The 12,752-nt window shown below is 72.8% G+C and carries 13 protein-coding genes and 1 riboswitch; of the genes, 6 read left to right on the top strand and 7 right to left on the bottom strand.

Annotated elements, in window-relative coordinates; translation table 11 throughout:
• Positions 1-325: 325 nt before the first annotated feature.
• Positions 326-943 (top strand): DUF4126 domain-containing protein, encoded by a 618-nt coding sequence (locus tag ACWCPY_RS42085; RefSeq protein ID WP_451274323.1) that lies wholly within the window; start codon positions 326-328, stop codon positions 941-943.
• Positions 944-973: 30 nt separating this feature from the next.
• Positions 974-2,491 (top strand): phytoene desaturase family protein, encoded by a 1,518-nt coding sequence (locus ACWCPY_RS42080; RefSeq protein ID WP_451274321.1) that lies wholly within the window; start codon positions 974-976, stop codon positions 2,489-2,491.
• A 28-nt stretch (positions 2,492-2,519) separates the two neighbouring features.
• Here ACWCPY_RS42080 and ACWCPY_RS42075 read toward each other — a convergent pair whose 3' ends face one another.
• From ACWCPY_RS42075 to ACWCPY_RS42045, 7 genes are all read right to left on the bottom strand, one after another.
• Entirely contained in the window at positions 2,520-3,458 is a 939-nt protein-coding gene (locus ACWCPY_RS42075) for a hypothetical protein (RefSeq protein WP_451274319.1), read from the bottom strand.
• Positions 3,459-3,508: 50 nt separating this feature from the next.
• Positions 3,509-4,426 (bottom strand): methylenetetrahydrofolate reductase [NAD(P)H], encoded by a 918-nt coding sequence (gene metF, locus ACWCPY_RS42070; RefSeq protein ID WP_451274317.1) that lies wholly within the window; start codon positions 4,424-4,426, stop codon positions 3,509-3,511.
• A 120-nt stretch (positions 4,427-4,546) separates the two neighbouring features.
• The gene (gene thiE, locus ACWCPY_RS42065) at positions 4,547-5,200 is read right to left on the bottom strand and encodes a thiamine phosphate synthase (protein ID WP_451274315.1); all 654 of its coding nucleotides are present in this window, start codon (positions 5,198-5,200) and stop codon (positions 4,547-4,549) included.
• A gap of 107 nt (positions 5,201-5,307) precedes the next feature.
• The gene (locus ACWCPY_RS42060) at positions 5,308-5,673 is read right to left on the bottom strand and encodes an Rv2175c family DNA-binding protein (protein WP_072483235.1); all 366 of its coding nucleotides are present in this window, start codon (positions 5,671-5,673) and stop codon (positions 5,308-5,310) included.
• A gap of 43 nt (positions 5,674-5,716) precedes the next feature.
• On the bottom strand, positions 5,717-7,465 hold the full coding sequence (locus ACWCPY_RS42055) for a peptide-N4-asparagine amidase (RefSeq protein WP_451274313.1): 1,749 nt from the start codon (positions 7,463-7,465) through the stop codon (positions 5,717-5,719).
• A gap of 111 nt (positions 7,466-7,576) precedes the next feature.
• The gene (locus ACWCPY_RS42050) at positions 7,577-8,833 is read right to left on the bottom strand and encodes an NAD(P)/FAD-dependent oxidoreductase (protein ID WP_451274311.1); all 1,257 of its coding nucleotides are present in this window, start codon (positions 8,831-8,833) and stop codon (positions 7,577-7,579) included.
• Between the two features lie 28 nt (positions 8,834-8,861).
• The gene (locus ACWCPY_RS42045) at positions 8,862-9,206 is read right to left on the bottom strand and encodes a hypothetical protein (RefSeq protein ID WP_451274309.1); all 345 of its coding nucleotides are present in this window, start codon (positions 9,204-9,206) and stop codon (positions 8,862-8,864) included.
• Between the two features lie 51 nt (positions 9,207-9,257).
• Positions 9,258-9,370: riboswitch (TPP riboswitch) on the top strand.
• Here ACWCPY_RS42045 and thiO point away from each other — a divergent pair.
• The 4 genes from thiO to ACWCPY_RS42025 form a co-directional block, all read left to right on the top strand.
• Positions 9,368-10,552, top strand: a complete 1,185-nt coding sequence (gene thiO, locus ACWCPY_RS42040; RefSeq protein ID WP_451274307.1) for a glycine oxidase ThiO — start codon at positions 9,368-9,370, stop codon at positions 10,550-10,552. (Overlaps the previous riboswitch by 3 nt.)
• A complete protein-coding gene (gene thiS, locus ACWCPY_RS42035) occupies positions 10,549-10,785 on the top strand; it encodes a sulfur carrier protein ThiS (protein ID WP_451274305.1) in 237 nt (78 codons plus the stop codon). Before thiO ends, thiS begins: the two co-directional genes overlap by 4 nt.
• A gap of 3 nt (positions 10,786-10,788) precedes the next feature.
• Complete coding sequence (locus ACWCPY_RS42030; RefSeq protein ID WP_451274303.1) at positions 10,789-11,583, top strand: thiazole synthase; 795 nt, start codon at positions 10,789-10,791, stop codon at positions 11,581-11,583.
• Between the two features lie 110 nt (positions 11,584-11,693).
• The coding region (locus tag ACWCPY_RS42025) for a protein kinase domain-containing protein (RefSeq protein ID WP_451274301.1) at positions 11,694-12,752 on the top strand (1,059 nt) is incomplete at its 3' end.

Raw genomic sequence — 12,752 nt, 5'->3', positions numbered from 1 at the left:
GGTCCGGCGAGGCTCGATCCCCCCGAGCCTGCGCCGGACCGGCGTCTTCCGTACTGCCGGAGAGCCTTCCCCCGTGACCTTCGTTCCCCCGTGGTCCCCCGGGCTCTCCTTCGTGCTCCCCCGATCCGGAGGGAGCGCCGCGACCGTTCCGCCGCCCCGTGCCGGCGGTGCGGAGCCGCGCCCCTCTCCGTGCGTCCCACTCTCCCGCGCGCACAAGTGGAAGCCCATCCGCGTACCTACTCATCTCATCGTCTAGGTACGGATACTCAGAGCTGCGCACCCGACCGGGCCCCGGGCGTTGCTCCGTCTGGTTACGATCGCGTCCGTGTCCGTACTCCCCCTGGTGTTCACAAGCGGCTGGGCGAGCGGGATCAACGCCTATGCGGTGGTCCTGCTGCTCGGTGTCTTCGGCGCGACCGGCCTGACCGACGAGGTGCCCGCGTCGCTGCAGCGCACCGATGTCCTCGTCGTGGCCGGCGTTCTCTTCCTGTGCGAGGTGGTGGCCGACAAGATCCCGTACGTGGACTCGGTCTGGGACACGGCGCACACCGTCATCAGGCCGGTCGCCGGTGCCGTCGTGGCCGCGCTGCTGGCCGGCGAGAGCGGTTCGCTGCCGCAGCTCGCGGCCGCGGCGGTGGGCGGTTCCACCGCGCTGATGAGCCATCTGGTGAAGGCGGGCACCAGGATGGCGGTCAACTCCTCCCCCGAACCGTTCAGCAATGTCGTGGTGAGCATCGCGGAGGACCTGGGTGTCGCCGGGATCGTCACCTTCGCGATATTCCATCCGGTGGTGGCCGCCGTCATCGCGGGGACGCTGTTGCTGCTGGGCATCGTCATCGTGGCCTTCCTGGCCTCCAGAATTCGCCGCCACCTGCGCCGCAGGGCTCGGCGGCGGGAGGAGAAACGCCTGGCCGGGACGGGTTCGCGCTGGCCGGCGGAGTGACTGTCGGTGGTGGCCGCTAGGGTCACTGACATGGCACGTATTGCGGTGATCGGCGCCGGGATGGGCGCGATGGCGGCGGCCGCCCGGCTCGCCGTGGCAGGCCACCGGGTGACGGTGTACGAACGGTCGGAGACCTTCGGCGGTTCGGTCGGCCGCCATGCCCATGAGGGCTTCGCCTTCGACACCGGTCCGGCGCTGCTGCATCTGCCCGCCGTCTACCGCGACTTGTTCGTCAAGACCGGCAAGGAGCCGCTGGAGCGGTGCGTCACCATGACGCAGGTCGATCCTTCGAGCCGCCATCTGTTCACCGACGGCACGGCGGTCTCGCTGCCGAACGCCTCACGTGCCGGGGTCGTCTCCGCGCTGGACGGCGCGCTCGGCGGCGGTGCGGGCGCGGTTTGGGGCGGGTTCCTGGACCGGGCGCGGGATGCCTGGGACCGGTCCAGGCGTCCGCTCCTGGAGGAGCCGCTGCGCTCCGACTGGCAGGTGCTGGGCCGTGATCCGTACCCGGCGCCGCGGCAGCGCCGCCTGCTGCGCTCCGCCCGGCAGGCGGGCACGGTCGCGGAGGTCGGCGCGTGGGAGCTGGCGGACCCCCGGCTGGCCGCGCTCCTCGACGGATACGCCCTGTCGTACGGGCTCGACCCGCTGCGCGCCCCGGCGGCGGCGGCCCTGCTGCCGTACATGGAGGAGACGTTCGGCAGCTGGTACGTCTCCGGCGGGATGCGGGCCCTGGCGCAGGCGGTGTACGAGCGGTGCCTGGCCCGGAAGGTGGAGTTCGTCTTCGGCGCCGAGGTGGCCCGGGTCGTCGAGAAGGACGGCCGGGCGGCGGGCGTCGAGCTCATGGACGGCACGGTCGCCGAGGCCGGCCATGTGGTGCTGGGGATCCGGCCGCGGCCGGAGCTGGTGCCCGGTCAGGAGCTGTGGCAGGACGGGGACGTGGCGGTGCAGCCCCGGCCCGGGCAAGGGGTGGTGCCGGGCCGCTTCCTGGTTCTGCTCTCGTTGCGCGGCGCCCGGCCCGCGGATGCCGTGCACCGGACGCTGGTGCATCCGCAGGACGGCGCGGCGGAGCGCGAGGCGGTCTTCGGCGGAAGGCTCGCCGAGCACCCCACGGTGACGGTGCTGCGCCCGGACGACCCCTCGACCCGCCCCGACGACGCGCACGAGGCGGTGACGCTGACGGCGACGGTCGCCCCGCACGGAGCGGTGGACTGGGCGGACCCGGCAGTGCGCGAGCGGTGCGCCGGCACGCTGATCGATACGGCTGCCGCGGCCGTGCCCGGGATACGGGAGCGGCTGCTCCGTGCCGAGGTGCGGACGCCGGCCGAGACGGCCGCCGACACCGGCGCGGAGGGCGGTTCGGTGCCCGCGCCCGCGCTGGCCGGGGCGGGCGGCGCGCATCTGCACCCGGGCAATCGCACCCGGCTGCCGGGGCTCTACGCCGTGGGCGGCTGGTCGCACCCTGGCGGCGGGCTTGCCCACGCGGGCATGTCGGGTGCGCTGGTAGCCGGGCTGATCGTGGAGGGCGACGGCTTCCGGGGCTCCCGGTGACCGGGAGGGCCGCCGGCCGTCGCCGCCGTCAGTAGCGGTACTGCTGCTCGTCGTAGCCGTTGCCGTTGTTGTAGCCGTTCGGGTACGGGGCGGGGTTCGCGGGCGGCTCCGGCGGGGCGACCGGGTACTGCTCGCCCTCGCGCTGCTGAGGCACCCAGACACCGCCCGGCGGCGTCTCGGGGGCGTACTGCTGGGCGTAGGGGTCGGCGTCGTACTGCTGCCGGCCGCCGAAGCTGTCGTAGCCGTTGCCGTTGCCGTTGCCGTAGCTGTCGTACGCGTCGTACTGGGCGGGACCGCCGGTGGTGCCGGTCCCGATGTACGGGTCGGAATACGCGGCGTACTGCTGCCCCTGGGTGCCGTAGTCGTACTGCCCGGCGAGCGGGCCCTGACCGGCGTACGGATCCTGACCTTCCGCCCCGTACCCGGCGGGGGCGGCATAGGGGTCGTACCCGGCGTACTGAGGCTGCTGCTCGGGCTGGCCCGTCTGGCCCGTCCCGTGCTGCTGCGACCGGTGGTGGTCGGAGTAGACGCCGTACTGCCCGGTGTCGTCCGGCATCGGCTCGGGCTCGTAGACCGCGGTCGCCGGAGCCTCGGCGTCCACTCGCTGCGGGGCCTGCTCGTCGTGCGGCGCCATCTCCAGGTCCGACACCTGGAGCGTGGGCCCGCGGCCCTCCCGGTCGCCGCCGCCCCGGCGACGGCGGCTCGCACCGGGCTTGCCCCCTATGGCCCAGCCGGTGGAGAAGCCGCGCCGGAAGGAAAGCGTGACGTAGGTCTGGCCGGTCGCGAAGGCGATCGTGCCGAGGACGATGACGAACACCGACGGAATCAGCACGCCGACGACCACCAGTCCGAAGCCGCCGAAGGCGAGCAGACGCCAGCGAAGGCGCGCCTTGTACTGCAGGAGCACCTCGCCGAGCAGCCACAGCGCGACGATTCCGAACGCGATGTAGAGGACTGTCCAGCCCATGCCCGCCCCCTCCTACGGCCACCGCCCCGGGTCACGGCGGGTACGGCCGGTCACGACTGCTTGTGCAGTCCGAGATTCTCGTAGATTTCGAGCGTCGCCGTCGAGTTGTTGAGCGTGATGAAGTGCAGTCCGGGCACACCCTCGGATCGCAGCCTCGCACAGAACTGCGTTGCGAAGTCGATGCCAATGGAGCGTACAGCGGCGGGATCGTCCTTGGCGGCGAGGATGCGTTCTTTCAGGGACGAGGGGAAAGACGCGTTGCTGAGCTGCGCGAATCTGTCCAGCTGTTTGACACTGGTCAGCGGCATGACCTCGGGGATGATCGGGGTTTCGCAACCCGCAGCGACCACGCGGTCACGCATACGCAAATAGTCCTCCGGATTGAAGAACATCTGGGTGATCGCATAGTCGGCACCGGCGCGGCACTTGTCCACGAAATGCCGGATATCGGTATCCCAGTCGGTCGAGCGCGGATGCATCTCGGGAAATGCCGCGACGCCGACACAGAAATCGCCGGATTCCTTGATGAGCCGGACGAGATCGGCTGCGTACCGCACGCCCTGCGGATGCCTGACCCACTCGCCCATCGGGTCGCCCGGCGGGTCTCCGCGCACGGCGAGGATGTTCCGGATCCCGGCGTCCGCGTACTGCCCGATCATGTTGCGCAGCTCGGCGACGGAGTGGTTGACCGCCGTGAGGTGGGCGACCGGCGTGAGGGTGGAATCGGCCGCGATCTGCTCGGTGGCCTTCACCGTCCCGGCCCGGGTGGAGCCACCGGCCCCGTAGGTCACGGAGACGAAGCTCGGCCGCACCGCCTCGACCCGGCGCAGCGCGTTCCAGAGGTTCCGCTCGCCCTTCTCGGTCTTGGGCGCCCAGAACTCGAACGAGTACGAGGTCTTGCCGGTCGCGAGAAGCTCACGCACCGTACGCGCGTGATCTGTCCTGGTGGATGGTGTGCCAAGGGCCATACGGGCAGGTTAACCAGAGCGCGACTGCCAAAGGACCGGACCAGCGTGAATTGCCCGAATTGACTGGTTGTTTGTCCATCCTTCGGACAGTCGGCCAGATATCGCCTCCGGACGGCCGGATCAGACCGCGGCGCGTGCCCGGATCCTTCCGGCCAGCCCGGCGGTGGCGGCGGCCGGGTCGGCGGCCTCGGTGATCGCCCGTACGACGACGACCCGGCGGGCTCCGGCGTCCAGCACCTCGTCGAGATTGCCGGCGTCGATCCCGCCGATGGCGAACCAGGGGCGCGGCTGGTCGAGCGAGGCGGCGTACCGCACCAGGTCCAGGCCGGGGGCGTGGCGTCCGGGCTTGGTCGGGGTGGGCCAGCAGGGGCCGGTGCAGAAGTAGTCCACGCCGGGCTCGGCGACGGCCGCGTCGACCTCGGACCGGGCGTGGGTGGAGCGGCCGATCAGCACGTCCTCGCCGAGGACGGCGCGGGCCGCGGGCACCGGCAGGTCCCCCTGGCCGAGGTGGAGCACGTCGGAGCCGATGGCATGGGCGACATCGGCCCGGTCGTTCACCGCGAGGAGCTTGCCGTGGCGCCGGCACGCGTCGGCGACGACGGCCAGGTGGTCGAGCTCCTCGGCCGCCTCCATGCCCTTGTCCCGGAGCTGGACGATGTCCACCCCGGAGGCGAGGACGGCGTCGAGGAACGCGGGGAGGTCGCCCTGGCGCCTGCGCGCGTCCGTACACAGATAGAGCCGGGCGTCGGACAGCAGCGCGCGAGGCGTGGACATGGTGCGGTTCCCCCTGGGAGAGCGTTCGTGGTGCGGCCTGCGCCGGACGGTGCGGGGGTGCGGGCCGCGCGGTGTCGCGCGGCCCGCCCCTCACCTGCGGCCGGCGGTCAGACGGCGAGCGCCTGGGCGCGGCGCTTCACCTCCGTGCCGCGATTCTCGCTCAGTGCCTGGGCGGGGGTGCCCGGCAGGGTCGGGTCGGGGGTGAAGAGCCACTCAAGCATCTCTTCGTCGTTGTAGCCGTCGTCCCTCAGGAGCGTCAGGGTGCCGGAGAGGCCCTTGACCACCTTGTCGCCGTCGATGAAGGCGGCAGGCACCTGAAGCGTCCGGTTCTCACCACGTCGTACGGCGATCAGCTGGCCCTCCTTGACCAGCTGCCGCACGCGCGTCACCTCGACATCGAGCATTTCGGCGATGTCGGGCAGGTGGAGCCAGGCGGGGACGAGAGCATCGATCTTTGCGTCAATCTCGGTCACGGGTACAAGCCTGCCATCCCGCACCGACAGCCGATACCCGGACTCAGCCCTTCAGGGCCTCCCGGACCACGTCAGGGACCCTGCAGTGGCTCCGCCGGTCGCCGGTGACCCAGCCGTGCGCGGTCGTCAGGGAGCGCGCGTAACAGGCCCCGGTGTCGGTGGTGCCCCGGTACGTCTCGGACGACGCGCCGTCGGCGGCCCGGACGGCGCCGTTCTCGCGGGCGAGGTTGCCGGTCGAGTCCACGGTGTCGTCCGTGACCGCGTCCGTGCGCCAGCCGTGCCCGGAGCCCGTCCCGGAGGTGTCGAGGAGCACACGGCGCTGGGTGACGGCGGCGTTCAGCTCGTAGTTGTTGTAGTCGCCGTAGAACGGGACATCCATGTCGACGTCGATGGGGTAGGACCAGGCGTGCCGCCGGGCCTCGGTGCGCCCGCCGGTGCCGGTCGTCACGGTGGTGGCGCCGTGGTCGCGCTGGTGCATCGTCTGCTGCCGGCCGGTCCTGGAGACCGTGTCCTCGTTGGTGTACGAGAAGTGCTGCTCGACGGTGGTGGTGACCCGGCCCTTCGAGGTCCGGACGTAGCCCGAGATCCTCCAGGAACGCCCGGTCGACACGGCGACATGGGTGGAGCCGTCGCCGCGCGGGGTCTGGACGGTCCTCACCACCGGCTCGTCGCTGAGGGTGTCGACGGTGACCCTGCCGCTCGTGCGGGCCGCGTGCGCGTCCATGCTCAGGAAGAGCGAACCGTCGACGATCCAGGTGTCGGCCGCTCCGTACGGCGTGATGCTGATGGCGTGCGGCCTGCCGTCGGCCAGTTCACCGGCGAAGGGGGTCAGGTCGATGTCGTAGGCCTCGGTCCTGAACTGGTCGATGGCCGGGACGGGCCGCCACAGGGTCGGGACGATGCCGCCGGAGTAGACCACGGGGTAGGGCTGGGCGAGGCCCGCGGGCCGCCCGTCCACGGCGATCTGTACCTCGCGGTACGGGCCGCCGCCGCAGAGGTAGTCCGGAGCGGTGGCGGCGAGGTCGCTGGGGACCGCGTCGAACCACTGCTCGTCGCAGCCGCCGCCCCGTGCGTACACCTGGAGGCGCGCGGCGGTCAGGTTCTGCGGGAAGGTGACGTCGGTGCTGGTGGAGCCACCCTTGCCGACGCTCATCCAGGGGGCACGGTCGGACCCGGTGTCGCCGAGGGGGACGATCCGGTCGGCGGTCCGCGCGGCCGGGTGGTGCTTGTCGGCCCGGTAGTACGTGATCGTCAGCTTGACCTTGTACACGCCGGTGTAGGTGTCGTTGACAACGTTGCCGAGGTCCAGCTGGAGTTTCTGCGGGTCCTCGAGGAGCGGTGCGAAGTCGGTGATGTCCTTGGCGACGTGCCAGCTGATGCCGTCCTCGTCGGGCTCGGCGGTGCTGGTGCGGAAGATCTCCGCGCCGCCCACGAACACCGCGGCGAGACGGTCGTACTGACGCCCCTTCACACTGGCCGACCAGTCGAGAACGACCTTGTTCCAGGGGCCCTCGCACCTGGCGGGCGGGGTGAGCGCGGTGGTGTACGGCGGCCCGCCGAGGGTGTTGCCGAAGTCGTGCTCGACGGCCGTCACCGCGCAGTGCGCGGTGTCGGGCCGGGAGACCGGCGGCAGCGCGTCGACCGGGTCCTGGTAGTCGACGGCCGGGTTGGAGCCGGGTTTCGGGGCGGTGCCCGCGTTCGCCGGGACGGCGAGCGCGCCGCCGGCCAGGGCGATCGAGGCCGAGACCACGCAGATCCGGCGCAGGGCGCGGACCCATCTGTGTCGGAACATGTACTTCCTCCGGGAGCGGACGAGTGATCCAGAGCATGTACGGTGCACCAATTTCGGCCGCCGTCCAAGAGGTCGCCCGTACTCCGGACGCTCCGCGCGCCCGGCGGCGCGCTACTGACGGATCGCCGACTTCAGCGGTACGGAGGGGTCGGCGGCCCGCGCCGGGTCGAGCCGCGCCCCCGCCTCGATGAGCCTGCGCCCCTGCGCCAGGTCGCGCGGCCGGCCGACGGCGAGCACCGCGACCAGCACGCCGTCGCGCAGCCAGCACACCGACCAGGCGGGCTCGGCCGGATCGCCGCGCCACAGCAGGGTGTCGGCGCTGCCGTGGTGGCCCGCGTACTGCACGAACCGGTCGAACTGCTCGGACCAGAAGTACGGCACGGGGTCGTAGGCCACCGGCGCCGCGCCGTCCCCGGCGAGCGTCCCGATGATGTTGGCGGCGGCGGTGCGCGGGCCCTGGAGGGCGTTGTCCCAGTGGTGGACGAGCAGGCGTTCGCCGTACCGGGCGGAGGGGAACGAGGCGCAGTCGCCGACCGCGTACACATCCGGCAGCGAGGTGCGCAGCGCCTCGTCGGCGGTCACCGATCCGTCGGGGCCGAGCTCGATGCCGGAGCCGGCCAGCCAGCCGGTGGCGGGCCGGGCGCCGATCCCGACGACGACCGCTCCGGCCGGGACCGTACGGCCGTCCGCGAGGACCACCCGGCCCGGCTCGACGCGGTCGACCCGGGCGCCGGTGAGGAGTTCGGCGCCGGTCTCCGCGTACCAGGCGGCCATCGGGGCGGCGACCTCCGCGGGCACCGCACCGGCGAGGGGCCGGTCGGCGGCCTCCACGACGGTGACCGCGCAGCCGGCGGCGCGGGCCGCGGTGGCGAACTCGGCGCCGATCCAGCCCGCGCCGACGACCACGACGCCGTGCTGCTCGTCCAGGACCGGCCGCAGCCGTGCCGCGTCGTCGAGGGTGCGCAGCAGGTGGACACCGGGAACGCCCTCGGCCCCGGGCAGGACGACGGGTTCGGCGCCGGTCGCGATCACCAGGACGTCATAGGGAACGGGGCCCGACGGGGTGTCCAGTTCGTGTGCCGCGGGGCGCACGCCGGTGACCTCGCGGCCCAGTTGCAGATCGATCTCCAGCGCCTCGAAGTCGATGTCGAAGGCGGAGTCCTCGGCCTTGCCGAGCAGCACCGCCTTGGACAGCGGGGGCCGGTCGTAGGGCTGATGCGGTTCGGCGCCGATCAGGGTGACGGGGCCCGTGAAGCCCTGCTCGCGCAGGGCCACCGCGGTCTGCACCCCGGCCATGCCCGCTCCGACGACGACGACGCGGCTTCCTGTCCGCCGGTCCGGCTGCTCTGACTGCTGCTGCTCGCTCACCCGTACACCTTAAGCACCTGACAGATCGTCAAGAAAGGGTGAGTTCCTCGACCGTGCTCGTCCCGCCGCCCTCCTGCGACTCCCACTCCCACCGCTCGTCCAGCCGGACCCGGCCGTCCGCGAGGTCGACGACGGTGGAGAGACAGTGACCGGAGGACGTCGTTCCGTCCTGCTTGAGCTGGACGTACCGGAAGTCGAGCAGGTCGCCGGTCCGGGTGCCGACGAGATGGCCGCGCACCACGTCGCCGCCCGCGTACTCGGCCCAGATCCGGCCGTCCTCCTCGTGGTACGCGAAGCGGGTACGGGTGCCGACCTGTCCGGGCGCCTGGTCGGCCACCGGTGACAGGACGAGTCCGTCGAGCGAACGGGCCACGGCGGCTGCTCCCTTACTGGGCCGGGGGGACGGGGTTTAGGGTGGCCAACGTAAAGCACTCGCGGGAGCCCGGACGCACCGGGCTGAGAGGGAGGCTGGGCGGCCTCCGACCGTACGAACCTGATCCGGGTCATGCCGGCGAAGGGAGGGGCTGGAAGCCCATGCGTTCTTCTCGGAACGGAAACGGATCCGATGTCCTGGTCATCGGGGGCGGGATCATCGGCCTGGTGACCGCCTGGCGGGCCGCGCAACGCGGACTGCGCATCGCGGTCGCCGACCCCGAACCGGGCGGCGGGGCCGCCCGGGTGGCGGCCGGCATGCTGGCCGCGGTCACCGAACTCCACTACGGCGAGCAGCTGTTGCTGGGCCTCAATCTGGCCTCCGCCGCCCGCTATCCGGCCTTCGCGGCCGAGCTGGAGGCGGCGAGCGGGCGGGAGACCGGCTTCCGCGCCTGCGGCACCCTGGCCGTCGCGCTGGACTCCGACGACCGCGCCCATCTGCGGGACCTGCATGCCCTGCAGCGGCGTTCGGGCCTGGAATCGGAGTGGCTCACCGGCCGCGAGTGCCGTCGCCTGGAGCCGATGCTCGCGCCGGGCGTCCGGGGTGGTCTGCGGGTCGACGGCGATCACCAGATCGATCCGCGCCGGCTGGCCGCCGCCCTGCTGACCGCCTGCGAGCGGGCCGGGGTGGTCTTCCACCGCGGCTGGGCGGAGCGCCTGAGCGTGGTGGGCGGCCGGGCCGCCGGGGCGGTGCTCGCCGGGGGTACGGAGCTCGTGGCCGACCAGGTCGTGCTCGCCGCGGGCAGCCTCAGCGGCCGGCTGGCGGGGGTGCCCGACGAGGTCGTGCCGCCGGTCCGGCCGGTGAAGGGCCAGGTGCTGCGGCTGACCGTGCCGGCCCCGTACGCGCCGTTCCTGAGCCGGACGGTACGGGCCCTGGTCCGGGGCAGCCACGTCTATCTGGTGCCGCGCGAGAACGGCGAGCTGGTCGTCGGCGCCACCAGCGAGGAGATGGGCTGGGACACCACCGTCACCGCGGGCGGCGTCTACGAGCTGCTGCGGGACGCCCACGAACTGGTGCCCGGCATCACCGAGCTGCCGCTCACCGAGACCCTGGCCGGCCTGCGCCCCACCTCCCCCGACAACGCCCCGCTGCTCGGCCCCACCGCCCTGCCCGGCCTCCACCTCGCCACCGGCCACCACCGCAACGGGGTGCTGCTCACCCCCGTCACCGGTGACGTCATGGCCGAGCTCCTCACCGGCGGCGAGCCGCCCGAACCGGCCCGCCCCTTCACTCCGCGCCGATTCCCGTCCCCCGCCGTCTCCGTACGTCAGGAGCAGCCCGCATGACCGAGCCCGCACCGCTCTCCGGGGCCAGCGCCCTCTCCGTGTCCGTGAACGGCGAGGTCCGTCGCCTCGCCGGGGGCACCACCCTGGCGGCACTCGTCGCCACGCTCACCACCGCGCACTCCGGTGTCGCGGCCGCCGTCAACGAGACCGTCGTACCGCGCGGCCAGTGGTCCGCCACCGCACTCCTCGCCGGTGACCGCGTCGAGGTCCTGACCGCGGTCCAGGGAGGCTGAACCGTGCCGGACGACCTCTTCGCCCTCGGTGACGCCACCTTCGGCTCCCGGCTGATCATGGGTACGGGCGGGGCGGCCGGCCTCGACGTGCTGGAACGTTCCCTGACCGCCTCCGGCACCGAGCTGACCACCGTCGCGATGCGCCGCCTCGATCCGACCGTGCAGGGTTCGGTCCTCTCCGTCCTGCGCCGGCTCTCCATCCGCGTGCTGCCGAACACGGCGGGCTGCTTCACCGCGGGCGAGGCCGTGCTGACCGCCCGGCTGGCCCGCGAGGCGCTCGGCACCGACTGGATCAAGCTGGAGGTGGTGGCCGACGAGCGGACGCTGCTGCCCGATCCGATCGAGCTGCTGGACGCCGCGGAGATCCTGGTGGACGACGGCTTCACCGTGCTGCCGTACACCAATGACGACCCGGTACTGGCCCGCAGGCTCCAGGACGTGGGGTGCGCGGCGGTCATGCCGCTCGGCTCCCCCATCGGCTCCGGGCTCGGCATCCGCAATCCGCACAACTTCCGGCTGATCGTCGAGCAGGCCCGGGTGCCGGTGATCCTCGACGCGGGTGCCGGGACGGCCTCCGACGTGGCGTTCGCGATGGAGCTGGGGTGCTCGGCGGTGATGCTGGCGTCCGCGGTGACCCGGGCCCAGGAGCCCGAGCTGATGGCCTCGGCGATGCGCCACGCGGTGGAGGGCGGGCGCCTCGCGTACCGGGCCGGCCGGATTCCGCGCCGCCACTTCGCCGAGGCGTCGTCGCCGGTCGAGGGGCGCGCCGTGCTGGACCCGGAGCGCCCGGCCTTCTGAGCCGCCGGTACGGCGTGGAGTGCGTGTTCCTGTCACGGCTCGGCTGCAGTACGGCCCCGGGAGTGCCCCGGCCCGTGGGCCGTGTCCGTGGCGGCTCGTAGACTCGCTGCGTGGATACGACCCTCCAGGACCCTCTTGTCGGGCAGCTGCTCGACGGCCGCTACCGCGTCGATGCCCGCATCGCCGTGGGCGGCATGGCCACGGTCTACCGGGCCGTGGACACCCGGCTGGACCGGGTGCTCGCCCTCAAGGTGATGCACCCGGCGCTGGCGACCGACGTCTCGTTCGTAGAGCGCTTCATCCGGGAGGCCAAGTCCGTGGCCCGGCTCGCGCACCCCAACGTGGTCGCGGTCTTCGACCAGGGCGCCCAGGGGCAGTACGTCTACCTGGCGATGGAGTACGTCGCGGGCTGCACCCTGCGCGACGTGCTGCGCGATCGCGGCGCGCTCCAGCCGAGGGCAGCCCTGGACATCCTGGAGCCGGTCCTCGCGGCCCTGGGCGCGGCCCACCGGGCGGGCTTCGTGCACCGCGACATGAAGCCGGAGAACGTCCTGATAGGGGACGACGGCCGGGTCAAGGTCGCCGACTTCGGACTCGTACGGGCGGTGGGCGCCGTCACCAGTACCACCGGGTCCGTCCTGGGCACGGTCTCCTATCTCGCCCCCGAGCAGATAGAGGACGGCACCGCCGACACCCGCACCGATGTGTACGCCTGCGGCGTCGTCCTGTACGAGATGCTGACCGGGTCCAAGCCGCACGGCGGCGACACCCCCGCTCAGGTCCTCTACCGGCACCTCAACGAGGCCGTCCCGCCGCCGTCGGCCGCCGTCCCGGGGCTCCCGGCCGCGCTCGACGGTCTGGTGGCGAGCGCCACCGCCCGTGATCCCGAGCTCCGCCCGTTCGACGCGGTGGCGCTGCTCGCCGAGACCCGTGAGGCCCGCTCCGGTCTCACCGACGCCCAGCTGGACGCCGTACCGCCGCAGGCCACCGCCGGGGCGCACGACGCCACCGAGGACCGCACCAGCGTGATCCCGCGGCTGCTCCCGGACGGCCAGGGCGTCTCGCACCACACCAGCCGGCCAGTTCGTCCACGGCCGCCGCGGCGCGCTCCGGGTCGGCCGCGGTGTCCCGGACCACCAGCTCCAGCGGCCTGCCGCCGATCCCCCCGG

This window comes from Streptomyces sp. NPDC002403, from assembly GCF_053593015.1.
Note: the sequence above shows the minus strand (reverse complement) of the source record. Positions and strands in the feature narration are given on the sequence as shown.